The sequence below is a fragment of the Oceanobacillus aidingensis genome (assembly GCF_042654105.1).
Lineage (GTDB): Bacteria > Bacillota > Bacilli > Bacillales > Amphibacillaceae > Oceanobacillus > Oceanobacillus oncorhynchi.
The window spans coordinates 175083-191532 of the sequence record NZ_JBHSFT010000007.1; the positions used below are offsets into that span (position 1 = coordinate 175083).

Annotated in this window: 13 protein-coding genes and 1 riboswitch; of the genes, 5 read left to right on the forward strand and 8 right to left on the reverse strand. The window is 40.3% G+C overall.

Translation table 11 applies throughout. The annotated features are described in order from the left end of the window. The first annotated feature begins 340 nt into the window (after positions 1-340). A complete protein-coding gene (locus ACFO3P_RS05205) occupies positions 341-919 on the forward strand; it encodes a hypothetical protein (protein ID WP_042529313.1) in 579 nt (192 codons plus the stop codon). 65 nt (positions 920-984) lie between these two features. Here ACFO3P_RS05205 and ACFO3P_RS05210 read toward each other — a convergent pair whose 3' ends face one another. From ACFO3P_RS05210 to rarD, 4 genes are all read right to left on the reverse strand, one after another. Beyond that, positions 985-1644: a YpmS family protein gene (locus tag ACFO3P_RS05210; RefSeq protein ID WP_042529315.1), complete on the reverse strand. Its 660-nt coding sequence runs from the start codon at positions 1642-1644 to the stop codon at positions 985-987. Positions 1645-1661: 17 nt separating this feature from the next. Then, positions 1662-2561 (reverse strand): SGNH/GDSL hydrolase family protein, encoded by a 900-nt coding sequence (locus ACFO3P_RS05215; RefSeq protein ID WP_244882322.1) that lies wholly within the window; start codon positions 2559-2561, stop codon positions 1662-1664. Between the two features lie 372 nt (positions 2562-2933). Continuing rightward, the gene (locus ACFO3P_RS05220; protein WP_042529319.1) at positions 2934-4592 is read right to left on the reverse strand and encodes an O-acetylhomoserine aminocarboxypropyltransferase/cysteine synthase family protein; all 1659 of its coding nucleotides are present in this window, start codon (positions 4590-4592) and stop codon (positions 2934-2936) included. 93 nt (positions 4593-4685) lie between these two features. Further along, positions 4686-4784, reverse strand: a riboswitch (SAM riboswitch). 196 nt (positions 4785-4980) lie between these two features. Then, complete coding sequence (gene rarD / locus ACFO3P_RS05225; RefSeq protein WP_289584448.1) at positions 4981-5892, reverse strand: EamA family transporter RarD; 912 nt, start codon at positions 5890-5892, stop codon at positions 4981-4983. 249 nt (positions 5893-6141) lie between these two features. Here rarD and megL point away from each other — a divergent pair, with 249 nt between their 5' ends. The 3 genes from megL to ACFO3P_RS05240 all read left to right on the forward strand — a co-directional run bounded on the left by megL (position 6142) and on the right by ACFO3P_RS05240 (position 9491). Next, a complete protein-coding gene (gene megL / locus ACFO3P_RS05230; protein WP_042529323.1) occupies positions 6142-7320 on the forward strand; it encodes a methionine gamma-lyase in 1179 nt (392 codons plus the stop codon). A 186-nt stretch (positions 7321-7506) separates the two neighbouring features. Further along, positions 7507-8946: a cardiolipin synthase gene (cls, locus tag ACFO3P_RS05235; RefSeq protein WP_042529325.1), complete on the forward strand. Its 1440-nt coding sequence runs from the start codon at positions 7507-7509 to the stop codon at positions 8944-8946. A 29-nt stretch (positions 8947-8975) separates the two neighbouring features. Then, positions 8976-9491 (forward strand): acyl-CoA thioesterase, encoded by a 516-nt coding sequence (locus tag ACFO3P_RS05240; protein WP_042529327.1) that lies wholly within the window; start codon positions 8976-8978, stop codon positions 9489-9491. A 65-nt stretch (positions 9492-9556) separates the two neighbouring features. On the opposite strand, the gene ACFO3P_RS05245 is transcribed toward ACFO3P_RS05240, so the two are convergent. The 3 genes from ACFO3P_RS05245 to ACFO3P_RS05255 all read right to left on the reverse strand — a co-directional run bounded on the left by ACFO3P_RS05245 (position 9557) and on the right by ACFO3P_RS05255 (position 12562). Continuing rightward, a complete protein-coding gene (locus ACFO3P_RS05245) occupies positions 9557-11017 on the reverse strand; it encodes a PH domain-containing protein (RefSeq protein WP_289584447.1) in 1461 nt (486 codons plus the stop codon). Further along, a complete protein-coding gene (locus ACFO3P_RS05250) occupies positions 11010-11492 on the reverse strand; it encodes a PH domain-containing protein (protein WP_289584446.1) in 483 nt (160 codons plus the stop codon). Before ACFO3P_RS05250 ends, ACFO3P_RS05245 begins: the two co-directional genes overlap by 8 nt. Before the next feature lie 737 nt (positions 11493-12229). Beyond that, positions 12230-12562, reverse strand: a complete 333-nt coding sequence (locus ACFO3P_RS05255; protein ID WP_193064735.1) for a winged helix-turn-helix transcriptional regulator — start codon at positions 12560-12562, stop codon at positions 12230-12232. Between the two features lie 225 nt (positions 12563-12787). Here ACFO3P_RS05255 and ACFO3P_RS05260 point away from each other — a divergent pair, with 225 nt between their 5' ends. Continuing rightward, positions 12788-14026 (forward strand): aminopeptidase, encoded by a 1239-nt coding sequence (locus tag ACFO3P_RS05260; RefSeq protein ID WP_042529336.1) that lies wholly within the window; start codon positions 12788-12790, stop codon positions 14024-14026. Between the two features lie 69 nt (positions 14027-14095). Here ACFO3P_RS05260 and recQ read toward each other — a convergent pair whose 3' ends face one another. Further along, positions 14096-16258 (reverse strand): DNA helicase RecQ, encoded by a 2163-nt coding sequence (gene recQ / locus ACFO3P_RS05265; protein ID WP_379542215.1) that lies wholly within the window; start codon positions 16256-16258, stop codon positions 14096-14098. Positions 16259-16450 lie beyond the last annotated feature (192 nt).

The window sequence follows — 16450 nt, forward strand, 5'->3', positions numbered from 1 at the left end:
TGAAAGCAAGCGACCGAAAGGAATCTGATGCTGCGATGAAAAAGTACAAGGCGTATCGAAAGCATATTAAGAAAAAATCATGCCGATTTAGAACAGCCAATGAAACTTTTTTTAAATGTAATACGTAAATAAATGGTAGAAGAACAATTTATATAGAAGAGAAAAAAATGAACACGACATTTCCTCATTAATGAAGGATGCAGTGATTTGAAAAAAGCAATTTTGCTGAAAAACGTTAGGTTTACTAGTTTACCTAATTTTTTGTATCAGCTGTTGTATATTAAAAAGCTTTTGTATATATTAATAAAAAGGGGTATGTCCAAAGAGGGGGAACACGTAGATGAAAAGCAAGTCGGTTTATTTGCTGTTTACCGATACAGGAAGCTATCTGTCACGATTAATTCATCTGTATACCCATGAGCCTTTAAACCATGTTTCTATAGCTTTAGATAGAGAATTAACAGAAGTTTATAGCTTTGGGAGAAAACAGCCTAATAACCCATTTATCGGCGGCTTTGTGAAGGAGGATATTTTCTCGCCGTACTTAAATCAGTCCAGGTGTGAAATTTACGAGCTTAAAGTCACTGAAAAAGAATATGAATATATTAAAACCTTTATTCAGCATATAGAGATTGATAAAGAGAAATACCGTTATAATTTTATCGGTCTGTTCGGGGTTATGATGAAAATAAAAATTACACGGCAGACAGCCTTTTTTTGCTCACAGTTTGTGGCAACCATTTTACAAAATGTAACGAGCCTTCCGCTGACAAAAGATCCTTATTTTACAACACCAGAGGATATTCGGAGTGCTCCTAATTTAAAGCTTATCTATGAAGGAGTATTATTACATTATAAAGACATAGATTCGTTATCACTGACAGAACAGCCATCATTATCTTATATTTCTAATTTATAAATGTCTCATGATAAGGCATCTAAAAAGCACAGCGTCTCACTGGAGGCGCTGTGCTTTTTTGGGTTTCATTCAAACAAGTCCTGCATCGCGTCCATGCTGACATCTTGAATGCCAAGAGTTTCATAAGGGACGACAAGTTTCATGGTAATATTATTTGCTTCTAAGTCCATATGGTGTACAGCAACATCGAAATTCCCCTGTAATTCCATATCAGTAACAGCTACATAAATTTCCTGGCTGTCTGGATCAATAGTTACCCATTCAGGCATTGGCAAAAAGCGATCCATATATTCCATGATTTTTTTGTTCGGCAGCTCTAACAGTCCAACGGATATCGACTTTTGCTGTAGGATAAGATCCCCATTTGCCTGTTCAATCGGTTCAAAACGGACGGATAAAGGCACCGTAGAGGAGAAAACAGGCAGTTCTCCCATCAGATGCACATCATCTTCAAGCAAAATACGGTAATGATGCTCTGTTCCCTCCAGTAATTTTTCAATATAAGCATTGACTAGATTATTTAAGTTTTGCTTGGTTGTCTGAATATAAAACTCAGAGCTTTCCTGCTCGTCTATCATGGTATTTGGAGGGAATGCATTATTGGAAACCGGCCAAAAAATAAGTACCAGCAGAACCAGCAGGATAAGGCCGTTAAAGATGAGGAGACCGAAAAACCCGGCCCTCCATTTATTATTGATTTTTATTTGTCTGTTCTTTATTCTCATTATGTTTTCATCCCAACTTAATTAAAATATTCCAGAATACGTTCAGCCATTAAATAATATCCGTCATAATTAGGGTGGAAATTATCTTCTGCAAATAAGTCTGCAGCATCGTCATCAAATAAATCATCAATTGGAACAAAAGTGCTGTTTTCATTTTCGCTGACAATTTCTCTTCCGATATCATTCCAATTCAGAACGATTTGATCCAATTCCGGGATATCCTCAAAATAATTTTTAAAAGGATTAAATATACCTAATAGATAAATAGAAGCATCCTCATTAAGGGAACGGATCGTATCAAATATCTCATGTAATCGTTCTTCATAGGATGTTTGTTCTTCATTGAAATAGCTGATCTCTAAATCCATGATATTTTCCTTCAGTACTTGCATAATATCATTCGCACCGATGGTTATGATAATCATATCTGCTTCTTCTAAAGCCTCAGCTAATGCAGGTTCTTCCTCCAGACGGTGAAGCAGCTGGTCCGTTCGGTTTCCGCGCTTTCCGAAATTTTGAAAATGAACGTTGGTATCAAGAACCTGGAGTGTTCTGTCTAATATCCCGACATACCCTCCCTGATCTGTATCGTCCCCTACCCCTTGCGTCAGGGAGTCTCCGAGTGCCACAATATCTACATCTTCCTCCGAAGCAAATTCAAATGTATTTTCTAAATCTTCGTCGACAGCGATTGGAGTATTTTCCTGCTCTTCAACGTCCCCCATAACCTCTTCGCTCTCTTCGGGTGTTTCTTCCTCATTTTCTGTTTCTTCAGGCGTAATTTGTTCTCTTAATGCTTCTTCTTTTTCCCGTTGTTCCGAGTTTAATTGAAAATAGGGCAGCTGTAAAATTGCAAAAACAGCAATAGCGGTAATCAGAGTGGAGCTAATGAGAATAAACCATTTCTTTTTCGTCATTTTCATCATCACACCTACGTGTTCTTTTCTTCTAGTTTATGTTGGAACAAATAAAATTACCTAAGAATACGAAAAGGAAATTAAATTTGTTATATGTGTATTTGCAAAATGGATTGGTAAAGTTTCATAGAATATATGCGTCTTCTTATAGTCTTATTTTAATCAAGGATAATCAATACTAAACAGATTAAATGAAAAACGCCTTCTAATTTTTAAGCTAGAAGACGTAACCACATTATAGTATAACATAAAACGAAACATCAATCAGTGGGAGTGTTGTTTTTCTCCATGATAAAATTACCCGCCTTTCTTAACAATAAAACATGGAAATGTTCTATAAAAGAAAGGCGGGGAAGGATGTTATTTTTGTATTTAACGTCCGGAGCTGCGTAATTCAAGAGCAAATTGCGCCGGCTGAACGGTCGAAAGAATAAACACTTCAGATGATACTTCAGGAGCAGAAGCTGTGAATAAAATCGTGCCCTGATAAGCTGCGTTTTCTTCTGGTGTCTGTTTACCTTCCTGCAGCCATATTGCATCAGCTCCTGTTAATATATCTGTTGTCACTTCATCGATATCTGCCGCAGGAATTACCTCATAGCCTAATTTATAGAGAGGAACAATTTCTTCGTCCGCGATGCCGACAGTAATAATCCGCTTTTTGCGGACACCTTCGCTGCGGTCAAATGGGGATTGAAGTAAATTTTGCACTGCTATTTCCTCGGCTGATTTTTGATTGCCCTGTGATTTTCCTGTTGCTTTATCAATGGCCTGATCCAAGTCAGCTACAATATCGTCAAATGACTCTAAACCAATGGATAAACGGACCAATTCTTCCGTTGTACCGCTTTTTGCCAAGTCCTCATCTGTCAATTGCTGATGGGTTGTAGAAGCAGGGTGGATAATAAGCGATTTGGCATCCCCCACATTGGCGACATGAGACCAGAGCTGCACATTATCGATTAGAGTACGGCCTGCTTCTCGTCCGCCTTCAATACCAAATGTAATAACTGACCCAAAACCGCCCTTTAAGTATTTTTTAGCAAGCTGATGGGAGGGATGTGATTCCAGCCCCGGGTAGTTGATCCATTCTACAGCAGGGTGATTTTCCAGGTAAGCTGCTATTTTTTCTGCATTTTCGCTATGCTTCCTGATGCGTAAGTGTAAAGTTTCCAGGCCTTGCAGTAATAAAAAGGCATTTTGCGGACTAAGCGCAGGTCCGATGTCACGTAATAATTGGACGCGCAGCTTGGTAATGAATGCAGCAGGACCTAAATCCGCATATTTTAAGCCATTATAGCTCTCATCCGGCTCGATAAAATCAGGGAATTTATCATTATTCCAATCAAATCTGCCGCTGTCGACAACGACACCGCCGATGGTTGTGCCATGTCCGCCAATCCATTTCGTGGCGGAGTGAACCACAATATCCGCACCCCAGGTTAACGGCTTGGCAAAATAAGGGGCAAATGTATTATCAATAATTAAAGGAATGCGATGATTATGAGCAATATCAGCCACCGTTTCGACATCAAAAACATATAAACTTGGATTAGTGATGATTTCTCCAAAAATTGCTTTTGTTTTATCTGTAATTGCAGCCTCAATAGCATCCGGGTCAGTTCCATCTACAAATTTTACATTGATTCCATAACGGGGGAGCGTGTTGGCAAATAAGTTATACGTCCCGCCATATAGATTGCTGTCCGCGATAATCTCATCACCGGCACGGGTGATATTTAAAATCGCCATCGTAATAGCTGCCATCCCGGAAGCTAGACCTAAAGCACCGACTCCGTCTTCTAATTGTGCAATCCGCTGCTCAAATGTATCTACCGTCGGATTCATAATTCGAGTATAGATATTACCTGGCTCTGCTAATCCAAATAAGTTTTGTGCATGCTCTGTATCACGAAAAACATAAGAGGTTGTTTGATAGATTGGAACAGCACGTGCTCCGGTTGTCGGGTCTGGAACCTGCCCCCCGTGTAACAAAATCGTTTCGTCTTGCTGTACTGGATAGTTTGACATTGTATTTCCTCCCTTTTTATTGAAAACACTCTTTTACCTGAAAAAAGCTCTCTTCTATAATGAAGAGAGCTCTGATAACTGACTTAGAACCCTCTCTTATCTTTCAGATGATATATCTGTAGGATGGAGCACCTGAATGTTCAAGTTGCCGGGCTTCACAGGGCCTATTCCCTCCGCCGCTCTTCATAAGAGATTCTGCTAAATATTTTGAAATTACTTGCGAGTATATAGTTTTACAGGTTAAAAGTCAAGTGTTTTACTAGGGATTAATAGATGAAATAAAGTGAATCTTCCTTCAGCGGGGATTTCTTTCATCCTTACTGAAGGAATTATCACAAAAGTATGACCTAAAGGCCTTTGGACGAATCGGGCCGTTACTGGCTGAAAACTATGCCTTTCTTCTTTTTCTCCGCGGTGCATCCCGGTAAATACTGGCCATATAGATAATAAGTGCAGCCCAAATCAAAGCAAAGGTAATCATATGATGTACCGTAAAGGTTTCATTATATAGAAATACCCCCAGAAAGAACATAATTGTCGGTGCCACATATTGTAAAAAGCCAACCATTGCCAATGGAATCCGTTTGGCCCCTGCAGCAAACAGCAGTAAAGGTATTGCTGTAACACCCCCCGTGCCTATAAGTAAAAGATTGTCCGATGTAAACAAAGGAGAAAAAGTAAAAGATCCTTCTGACGGAACAAATAGTAAATACAATAGAGCAATCGGAGCCACTACAAGTGTTTCAATAGTAAGTCCATACATTGCATGCAGATGGAGTGTTTTTTTAATCAATCCATAAAAGCCAAAGGTGATGGCCAATAACAGCGAAATCCAAGGGAACACACCATAGCTCAGTGTTAAATAAAGTACGCCGATACCGGCAAGGATGAACGATAAGACCTGTCCTTTCGTTGTCTTTTCTTTCAATACAAATACCGCTAATAAAATGCTGATCAAAGGATTGATATAGTACCCTAAGCTGGCCTGCAGCACATGTCCATGCTGAACCGAAAAAATAAATAGAAACCAGTTAATAGATATAACGATGGAAGCTGTAATGATAGCGATGGTTTTCTTTTTATCTTTTTTCAGCTCGTGGACCGTTTCAATCAGTTCACGCCAATTACCTGTCACCAGTACTAAAAAAATCATGAAAATTAAGCTCCAGACAATCCGGTGGGCTAGTACTTCGCCAGCTGGAACATGTTCAAGAAACTTCCAATAGATTGGAAAGATTCCCCATAATAAATAAGCAGCAAAGGTAATAACCGCTCCCTGTTGTAAAGATTTATCCTCCATTATCCATTCCTGCCTTCTGAAAAAATTAAACTAAAACCAATATTAAAACTTTATGAGGCAGGAAGCAATAACTTTTAAATAATGTATTCCGTAAAACGAAGCTTCATGGAGCGGGAGCTTTGTTTTCTTTGTACGAAATATTAGATATTTTTTTGAGCCGGAAACATTTCCAACAGCACAGGAATACTTTATCATAAAGAGAGAGACTTATCTGAATTATTACCTTTATCAGGATCGGGGAGAATATAAATGAGCAAAAAGTTTAAACATATGGAAACAGCAATGATTCACGAAGGGTACGATTCCAAAGAGCTGCTTGGCAGTTTAACACCGCCCATTTTTCAAACATCTACATTTACCTTTGACACAGCGGAGCAGGGGGAGGCACGTTTTGCCGGAGAGGAAGAAGGACATGTCTATACGCGTGTCAGTAATCCGACCGTGCAAATACTGGAACAAAAGCTGGCCGCATTGGAAAAGGCTGAAAAAGGACTGGCATTTGCCTCGGGGATGGCTGCCATATCTGCCGTTTTGATTGCACTCACCAAAGCAAATGACCATATTATTTGCTCGTCCGGACTATACGGCTGTACCTTTGGACTGTTGTCGATGATGGATAAAAAATATAATATCCAGACAGATTATATAGCTATGACAGATGCGGAAAGTATAGAGGGAAAAATCAGGCCAGAAACAAAGGTATTTTATATTGAGACGCCGATTAACCCGACAATGGAAGTAATTGATTTGAAATTAGTGATTGATATTGCTAAGCGGCATAATATTTTAGTTGTGGTGGATAATACATTTTCTACACCGTACCTGCAGCGTCCGTTGGAATTGGGGGCAGATGTGGTAGTGCATAGCGCGACAAAATATTTAAGCGGTCATGGTGATGTGATTGCGGGCATCGCCGCAGGAAATAACGAATTAATGGAGCAAATCGCAGCAACGACGCAAAAGGATATTGGCGGTGTGCTTTCGCCGTTTGATGCCTGGCTGGTTGTTCGCGGAATGAAGACATTGCCGCTCCGAATGGATAAACATTCGGATAATGCCCTGCAAATTACAGAAAAACTAAAGCAGCATCCAAAGATTAAGCATGTATTTTATCCGGGTGATCCGGATGCGGAAGGCTATTCAATTATGAAAAAACAAATGAAATCTGGCGGAGGCACCTTATCTTTTGAGATAGACGGCGGAAAGAAAGAAGCGCAGACTTTTCTGAATAAACTTCAATTTATAAACATCGCTGTCAGTCTTGGAGATACAGAAACATTGATTCAGCATCCGGCAACCATGACACATGCTGTGATTCCTGATGAACAACGCCGGAAAATGGGAATAACAGACGCTCTGATTCGGTTATCTGTCGGAATAGAGGCATGGCAGGATATTTGGGAGGACTTGGAGCAGGCGCTGACATAATTAAAATAGGGGATTCAGTTATTTGCCGGAAAAAGAACGTTTTATATAGAAGAAATAGCAGATACGCAAGCTATGGGTAAAACGAAACTTCATTAACCCTTTCACGCTGAATGAAGTTTCGTTTTGTGCTATGATAAGAGCAGAATTCCCTTTTTTATTGGAAAAGAAGTGATGGGAGCAGGATATATGGGCGTTTACTCAATCATAATTGGATTAATTTTTGTTATAAATATTGCTTTAGCTATATCCATTATTTTTCTGGAAAGGAAGGATCCGACCTCTTCCTGGGCATGGGTAATGGTATTGCTGTTCATCCCTATTTTAGGATTTATTCTTTATTTAATTTTTGGACGGCCCATCAGTAATCGCCGGATATTCAAATGGGATCAGCGGAGCCGGATGGATGTGAAGAAGGCTGTACAAAAACAAATCAATGCCATTGAGGATGACGCTTTCCTGTTAAATCATGACGATTTAAAAAAACATCAGGATTTAGTCTATCTTCATCTCCGTAATGACAATGCTGTTTATACAGATAATAATGGCGTAGATATTTTTACAGATGGACATGAAAAATTTGAGGCTCTTTTAGAAGATATCAATCGGGCAAAGCATCATATTCATGTACAATATTATATTATGCGGAGTGACGGGCTAGGGAGCAGGCTTGCGAATGCATTAATAAGAAAAGCAAAAGAGGGGGTATGCGTCCGGCTTTTGTATGATGATATGGGCTCCAGGTCACTTAAGAAAAGCTACATAAAAAAATTAAAAGAAGCGGGCGTTCTGGTAGAAGCATTTTTCCCATCGAAATTTATTATTAATTTTAAAATCAATTACCGGAATCATCGCAAGCTCACGATTATTGATGGAGAAATCGGATACATTGGCGGTTTTAATGTTGGAGATGAATACCTGGGAATGAAAAGCAAATTTGGTTATTGGCGTGATACTCATTTGCGGGTGATAGGTGATGCAGTGCAAAGTATGCAGACACGCTTTGTATTGGATTGGAATCAGGCCTCGAAGCAGAAAATTCCTTACGAAGAAGAGCATTTTCAAACCATCTCTGGAGGGAATATAGGGATGCAGATTGTCTCCAGCGGACCCGATTCGGAGTATGAGCAAATCAAAAACGGATATATTAAGATGATTATGGAAGCAGAAGAGTATATCTATATTCAGACACCTTATTTTATACCAGATGAAAGCTTGCGTGATGCACTGCGTATTGCCGTGCTATCCGGAGTAGATGTCAAAATTATGATTCCCAATAAACCGGACCATCCCTTTGTTTACTGGGCAACCATGTATTATTGCGGGGATCTGCTTGGCGCCGGTGCAGAGATTTTTATTTACCAGAATGGATTTCTGCATGCTAAAACCATTATTGTCGATGGAAGAATAGCTTCTGTCGGTACGGCAAATATTGATGTAAGAAGCTTTCGGCTCAATTTTGAAGTCAATGCATTTTTATATGATATTGAAGTTGTGCGTCGGCTGATGGTCGATTTCGACAAAGATTTGGCGCATTCTACACAAATGACGAAAAAGTTATATGACAAACGTTCTATCGGAATTCGTTTTAAGGAATCCGTCTCGCGTTTAATATCACCAGTTTTATAAGACAAACTAGACAGCAGGAGGCAATATAAATGAAAGCAAAACCTTGTTCCGCATCATTAGCTTTAAAAACAACACATATCCTTCCGCCGGATACGAATCAATATGATACGTTATTTGGCGGAAAATTAATGGCGCATCTTGATGATATCGGTGCGATTGCAGCAGTAAAGCATGCAAATAGCCCGGTGGTAACAGCTTCTACGGATTCTGTAGATTTCTTAGCGCCTGTAAAAGTTGGCCAATATATTTCGATTGAAGCATTTGTGACCTGGACACATCACACCTCCATGGAGGTATTTATCCGGGCAATCACCGAAGATATCCGGACCGGGGAAAGAACAGCATGTACAACAGCGTTTATGACGTTTGTAGCGATTGATGAAGCGGGCAAACCGATTAAAGTGCCATCCGTTTATCCGGAAACCGACGATGAAAAGATGCTTCATGAAAGTGCACCGCTGCGTGCCAACCGCCGTGCGGAGCGGAGAAAGCAATCTAAGCAGCTTGCAGAAACCTTTGGAACCGTCTATGGAACAGAAAAATAAGATAGATCGTAAAAAGCCGGTTAAAATCACAACATATGATTTTAACCGGCTTTTTATATATTGTATTACACTTTTTCCCGATAAGAATACCAGTCAGCAATTGAATAACTATCCGCTGTTCGCAGCTCTTTAATGACAAAATGGCGTCCTGCGCCTTTATTTAAAATAGCCATGTCCAGCGTTGCAAGGGACTGCTTTCGGTGAAGCAGATGCTGTTTCTGCTGCAAGGCCTGGATCCTTCGATGCGGAATAATCGCAGTATCCTTGCTGATTGTTCGTGTCTGAATCGTTATCTGCTGTTCATCAATCGCATAGCCGATGGATTTGAATACAGCAAACCCCATTATCCCGAGGACCAGCATAATAATTGCAGGTATCCAGATATAGGATACGAAGAAAATACCTGTAATGATAACAGCTAATAACGGAAGATTGATGGACCGCCATAGATAATAAGGTAAGGCTTTTTTCGGCGGATGAATCAGATTCTCCGTACGATAGCTATACTCCGGTAAAAATTCACTTAGAAAAGCTACAAATTCTTTCTTGCGGAGCAGCGGGAAAATAATCGTATTTACTTCCTGACTGCTATTTATCTCTCCGCTTGCAATTTCAACATAAGGTCTGGCAAAGCCAAATAGTTGATGAATAGGGGATTCCTTCATCCCCACTGCCTGTATTCTTTTTAATGGAATGGTTGTTTGTTTTTTCTCTAATAACCCTCTGGTAATAAATAGTTCTTTTTCATAACGGGTAATGGTAAAATTCCAATCTTTAATCACCGTATATAGAATACTTAATAACCATAGAAAGATGAGAACGATAATCGCTAAAATAATGATAATTTGCATGCCGAGAGACAGAAGCCAGCGTGTCGCATCATCGTAAAATTGGTCTGGAATCAAAGTTTCAACCTGAGAAAAGGCAACCCCGAAGAGCCCGATTAAAATTCCGAAGCTTGCTGAGGTGGAGCCGGTAATCAACAGGGCTTGAATTGTTATTGTCCGTTTAGGGAGGTGAGCTTCATCCTGCTCCTGCTGTTCGTTATCTGATACCTCGGTTTCCAGCTCCCCGGTTTCCGGTACGTGTTTCTTGTATTTTAATTCATCATGCAGCATGCGCCCGTCCTCCATACGGACCGCAGACAGCGCGGCATCTGTAGAGGAGTCATTCCCTGCAGTTTCAATGGCTACTTTGGTTAACCCGAAGATGCGGTGAATAACATTCTGTGATAAATCAATAGACTGAATCCGATGCTTGGAAATCGTGCGTTTTTTACGAATGAGAATTCCGCGTTCGATACGTAACTGGTCTTCCTCTAATTGATAGGTGAAACGAAGCCATGATAAAAAGCTGAATAAAATAATTAATCCGATGATTACAAGCAAACCGATTATCAGATAAAAGGTATTACTGTTTCTGATAATGACAATAGCAATAGGTAAAAGCCCAATGATAGATTGTTTCAATGATTGAATAATATTAAATATTACTGCAGCGGGGTGCAGTCGTTTCGGATTAGACATCATCTTGCTCCACCCTTGCTAATTCAGAAATTTGATCGCGTAAATCATATGCTTCCTCTTCTAATAAAGCAGGTATTTGATGTGTTGTCGCTGCCGTTGATATTTCCAGGGTGGCCAGCTTATATTTTTTCAAGACGGGCCCTTGCTGTGTATCGACATGCTGGACACGAATCATTGGTACAATTGTCCGCGTTACTATAAGAATCCCATGTTGTATGTAAATCTCCTGATCGTAGACCTGATAACGCCATCTGCGCCATCTTAATTTTGGAATAATCAAAGCAGTGATGATCCATTCCGCCACGGTAACACCGGCGATGATGAAAACAATCCAGAGCGGCAGAAAATCGAAAATAATATACACAACAATTGCTCCAATGGTTATCAATAAAAAGATGAGTGCATATATATGTGCTGTAAGCTGCCATGCTTTGATAGCATCTGTAGCAATTTTTACATTAGGCTGTTCCCGCATGCATTTCCACTCCTTGTTTTTTGACTGCTTCTATCATACAACAGATGGGGAGGTTTAGAAAAAAATTTAAGAATAGCTTAAGAAAATCCAAATATATCAGTGAACCGCCGTCTATCCATAGAGATTACTTTAGGAAGTATAGGACAGAGATTCATCATACATTTGGATTTTTTAAAAGAAAAAGAATGTTTATATAAATAGCCGCTCCAACGGGTTTCATGGAGGGAGTAATCTTCAATGTTGTCAGGTTAATGCGACCGCTGCGGAAAAACACTACGCTTTCCATGGGCTTGCGCTCAGCCTCCTCGAAAAAAAGAAGTACGCTTTTTTCTGCGGGGTCTTCACCCTGCGCTTTCCCATAGGAGTCTACGTGTTTTTCCTCCGCTAGATAGGTTTTATTACTATCTGTATAAAATTCATTAACCTGTTAACATTGAGACCTGCGATTACTCGCCCCATCAAACCCGTCGCTAGAATTTGCGTTATTTCTTTGAAAGAAAGCAAATGAAGCATATTTCTTCAAAGATGGGAGCGGAGGGAAGTCGACTCCTGCGGGAAAAGCAACAGGTGAAGACCCCGCAGGAAGTGGTTTTCTTCCGAGGAGGCTGATCCGTTGCCCGCGGAAAGCGACTTTCCGGAGCGGACATCTCTTTGGCAAGAACACTAGTGATTTAAAGACAAAGCGGTGTTCTTGTATTTCTTATAAAATAAAAGATTTCTAGATATAAGAGAAAGGTTTACTTCACTTCGTTATCTGCTGCATCATCTGCTGAGACATATTCTTCCGCCCAGCGCTGAATATCTTTAATAACAGGCTCCAGTGCTTTTCCTTTCTCTGATAAGGTGTATTCAATACGAACTGGAAATTCCGAATAGATATTCCGCTCGACAATCCCTTCTTTTTCCAGTAATTTCAAACGATCCGATAGTAAACGCCCGCTGATTGGGAGATCTGCTTCCATCTCTGAAAAACGTTTTGCCCCTTTTAATAGTTCAAATAAAATAAGACCGACCCAGCGTGTACTTAATAAGACCATTGCTTTTTCAAAACGTGGACATAATTGATTCATTTTTCCACCCCCATAAAACAATCTTGTATCTAAAATGCGTGATATATACATTAGTTACGAAAAGTAATCTAATGATAGGGTATCATAAATAGGAGAGGTAGTAAATGAAAGCCGGAATGGGGGATAACGAATTCCATGTTTTCTTTAGAAATATTCAAAGGGATATGAAATAATAGGGTATGATAAGAAAGAAAAATAAATTTGTAAATATGGAGGGACGCATAAATGGTTCAGGCACAGGTACAAGAAAAATATGCAGAATTAACATTGAAAAAAGGGGTTAATTTACAAAAAGGACAAGCTGTCATGATCAATGCCCCGATTGAAGGAGCAGAATTTACACGGATTGTTGCCCGTAAAGCATATGAAATGGGAGCAAAGGATGTCCATATTAACTGGGTGGATGATGAGCTTACCTTGTTAAAATACGAGAATGCCCCGGATGAAGTAATTACGAATTATCCGGAATGGAAAGTGAAATTGCATGATACATTTGCAGAAGACGGCGCTGCCGTTGTAAATATTCGCTCCACCAATCCGGATTTATTAAAGGATATTGATCCATCCCGTGTTGCCAAAGCAACTAAAGCTGCCGCTGAAGCAATGGTGAACTTCCGTAAATATACAATGAATGACCGGATTCCATGGACGATTATTTCTATCCCTTCAAAGGATTGGGCAAAGAAAATCTTCCCTGATAAATCAGCAGAGGATGCGGTTGCCAGCCTTTGGGAGGCTATCTTAAAAATTGTCCGTGTTGACCAGGACGATCCTGTTGCAGCATGGGACAAGCATAATGAAACATTAAGAACCGCCAGAGAAGTGTTAAATAAGAAAAGCTATCAAAAATTAATTTTTCAAGCACCTGGTACAGACCTAGAAATGGAGCTGCCGGAGGGGCATATCTGGAAAGGCGGATCGGCCGTAGCAGAGACGGGAGTCACCTTTAACCCGAATATGCCGACAGAAGAGGTTTTCTCCGTACCGCATAAATATGGGGTTAATGGTACCGTATCCAGCACAAAACCATTAAACTATGGCGGAAGCTTAATTGATAACTTCTCCTTAACCTTTAAGGATGGAAAAGTAGTTGATTTTCAAGCAGAGCAGGGAGAAGAGGTCTTGAAGCATTTACTGGATTCGGATGAAGGAGCCCGCCGTTTGGGGGAAATTGCGCTGGTTCCGGACGAATCTCCAGTATCGCAATCCGGGCTTATTTTCTATAACACGTTATTTGATGAGAATGCATCCTGTCATATTGCGTTAGGGAAAGCTTACCCAACGAATCTCGAAGGCGGAGCTACAATGGACTTAGAGGAGTTAGACAAGCATGGCGTGAACGACAGTCTGGTCCATGTCGATTTTATGATTGGATCAGATAAAATGGACATTGACGGAATTACTGCAGATGGGAAATCAGAGCCGGTTTTCCGTAACGGGACTTGGGCGCTGGATATGAAGTAATTAAACAAAATAGTAATCAAAAAAAGGCAGCAAGATTTTTTAAAATATCTTGCTGCCTTTTTTAATGGCTTAAGAGCTTTTTTCTTTCGCCATAAACTTATCATTCTTTACTAGAACTGCTTTGATTTTGCGATAGGTGTAATCTTCCGGCAGAGCCTCTTTCAGCTCCTTCAATCCAATTGGATCAATTTCTTCGTGCTTGGATAAAATTTTGCCTTCTTCCTCGGTATTAAAGAATAGATTCCAATTCAGCGTATATCCCTTTTGGAAAGCCTGAAAAATATGTGATTCGATGGTCAGCTCTTTTAAATCCCGGATGGAAGCAATTTCTCGAATCGTTTTTCCTTTTTGCAGGAGCTCATATGATATTTGATAGGACGGCCGGTCATCCGCATCCTTTGCTTTCGCAGCCTTTTGATAATGAATGGCAGTAGGGGCTTTGTAATCCGGGTTTTTTTCTTTCCATTCGGCAACAGCTTCCAGGAAGGATTCTCCATAGAGGTCATATTTCTTTTGTCCTACTCCTTTTAACCGTAAGAATTCATCCTTACCTTCTGGAAGATAGCGGGCCATTTCTTTTAATGTCATATCTGAAAACAGCACATAAGGTGGCAAATCCAGCTCCTGAGACATCGATCTTCTTAACTGGCGCAGTGACTCAAAGAGATCATCACTGTAATCTGTTTCACTGACAGCAGGGACATCCTGGATAAACATGGTAACATTCTCTTTTCCGGTCAGGATGTCCATGGACTTCCGGTTTAGTTTTAAAACAGGAAACTGCCCTTCCTCTGCGGATAAGCATTCTTCAGCGATTAAGAAGTGGATTCTTTCTGTAATTTCCTTCTCCGTATATTTGGATAAGATGCCGTAAGTAGATAATTTCGATAAGCCAAACTGAATCAGCTTTTTATCCTTTGAACCTTTTAAAACTTTCGCTGTCATGGAAGCGCCAAAGCGTTCACGCATGCGCTTCACGCAGGATAAAATCATTTGCGCTTCTTCGGTAATATCCTCTAACTCTCCTTGCTTCAGGCAATTGCTGCAGCGTCCGCAAGATACAGAAGATGCGGCCGACCCCATCTCGAAATAGTTTAAAATATAACTGTATAAGCAGTTTTGTGTACGACAGTAGTTCACCATTTTATTCAATTTTTGATATTCCCGCTGTGTTCCTTCTTCATCCAAATCGGATTTCTCAATCAAAAATTTTTGAGTATGGATATCTTGAGGAGAGAAAAGCAGGACACAGTTGCTCGGCTCGCCGTCGCGTCCTGCTCTTCCTGCTTCCTGATAATACGATTCCATATTCATCGGAATGGCATAATGAATAATAAAGCGGACATTTGATTTATCAATCCCCATTCCAAATGCAGTCGTAGCAACCATCAACTCTGTCTGGTCAAAGATAAAGGCCGTTTGCGCAGCCTGCCGTTCCTGCTCGGACAATCCGCCGTGGTACTTGGATACAGCATAACCTTTCCCTTTTAGGACATCATAGACATGTTCGACCTGTTTTCGTGTTGCTGCATAAATAATACCGACTTCTCCCTGATGTTTTTTCAGATAGGAAAGAATATAATCTATTTTATTTACCCCTTTTTCGATAAAGAAGGAAAGATTTTTTCTTTCAAAGCCAGTATGCACTGTATTTGCAGGAGCGATATGTAAAAGAGCCTGTATGTCTTCAATTACTTCAGGGGTCGCTGTCGCGGTAAGCCCCATAACCGTTGGATTGCCGCCAATCTCCTGGAGAATAGGAACGATAGAGCGGTAGCTTGGACGGAAATCATGACCCCACTGGGATATACAGTGCGCCTCATCAAAGGCAATCAGAGATATATTAGTCTGCTGCAAGGCTTGAATAAAAGCCCCTGATTCAAAACGCTCTGGAGCAACATAAACAAATTGATAGCGATTTTGCTGCATCGCCATTAAACGCTGATACTGCTCACCTGCAGAAATGGAGCTGTTAATATAAGTTGCTGCTGCCCCGAGGGCATGCAGTCCGTCAACTTGGTCCTTCATCAGTGAAATAAGCGGTGAAATGATAATTGCTGTTCCGTTCATCGCAAGCCCGGGTACTTGATAACAGAGTGATTTTCCGCCACCGGTCGGCATCACAGCAAGGACATTTTCACCTTGATCAATTGTATCAATAACTTCAGCTTGTCCAGGCCGAAAACTGGAGTAACCAAAGTAATTCTGTAAAATATTTAAATACTTTTCCATAGATAAATCTCCCTTATTGAGGTTGGTTGAGGATGCGAATATTCATCCCATTAAACCGCTGGGGCTGGGATTACCATTGTTGTCAGGTTAATGAATTTTCTTAAATATTATTTAGATAGTAATAAAACCTATCTAGCGTAGTGTTTTTTCCGCAGCGGCCGCATTAACCTGACAACATTGAGACCTGCGATT

Coding starts and splice junctions, on each gene's coding strand:
- ACFO3P_RS05205 (WP_042529313.1), top strand. CDS start 341: ATGAAAAGCAAGTCGGTTTATTTGCTGTTTACCGATACAGGAAGCTAT.
- ACFO3P_RS05210 (WP_042529315.1), bottom strand. CDS start 1,644: ATGAGAATAAAGAACAGACAAATAAAAATCAATAATAAATGGAGGGCC.
- ACFO3P_RS05215 (WP_244882322.1), bottom strand. CDS start 2,561: ATGACGAAAAAGAAATGGTTTATTCTCATTAGCTCCACTCTGATTACC.
- ACFO3P_RS05220 (WP_042529319.1), bottom strand. CDS start 4,592: ATGTCAAACTATCCAGTACAGCAAGACGAAACGATTTTGTTACACGGG.
- rarD (WP_289584448.1), bottom strand. CDS start 5,892: ATGGAGGATAAATCTTTACAACAGGGAGCGGTTATTACCTTTGCTGCT.
- megL (WP_042529323.1), top strand. CDS start 6,142: ATGAGCAAAAAGTTTAAACATATGGAAACAGCAATGATTCACGAAGGG.
- cls (WP_042529325.1), top strand. CDS start 7,507: ATGGGCGTTTACTCAATCATAATTGGATTAATTTTTGTTATAAATATT.
- ACFO3P_RS05240 (WP_042529327.1), top strand. CDS start 8,976: ATGAAAGCAAAACCTTGTTCCGCATCATTAGCTTTAAAAACAACACAT.
- ACFO3P_RS05245 (WP_289584447.1), bottom strand. CDS start 11,017: ATGTCTAATCCGAAACGACTGCACCCCGCTGCAGTAATATTTAATATT.
- ACFO3P_RS05250 (WP_289584446.1), bottom strand. CDS start 11,492: ATGCGGGAACAGCCTAATGTAAAAATTGCTACAGATGCTATCAAAGCA.
- ACFO3P_RS05255 (WP_193064735.1), bottom strand. CDS start 12,562: ATGAATCAATTATGTCCACGTTTTGAAAAAGCAATGGTCTTATTAAGT.
- ACFO3P_RS05260 (WP_042529336.1), top strand. CDS start 12,788: ATGGTTCAGGCACAGGTACAAGAAAAATATGCAGAATTAACATTGAAA.
- recQ (WP_379542215.1), bottom strand. CDS start 16,258: ATGGAAAAGTATTTAAATATTTTACAGAATTACTTTGGTTACTCCAGT.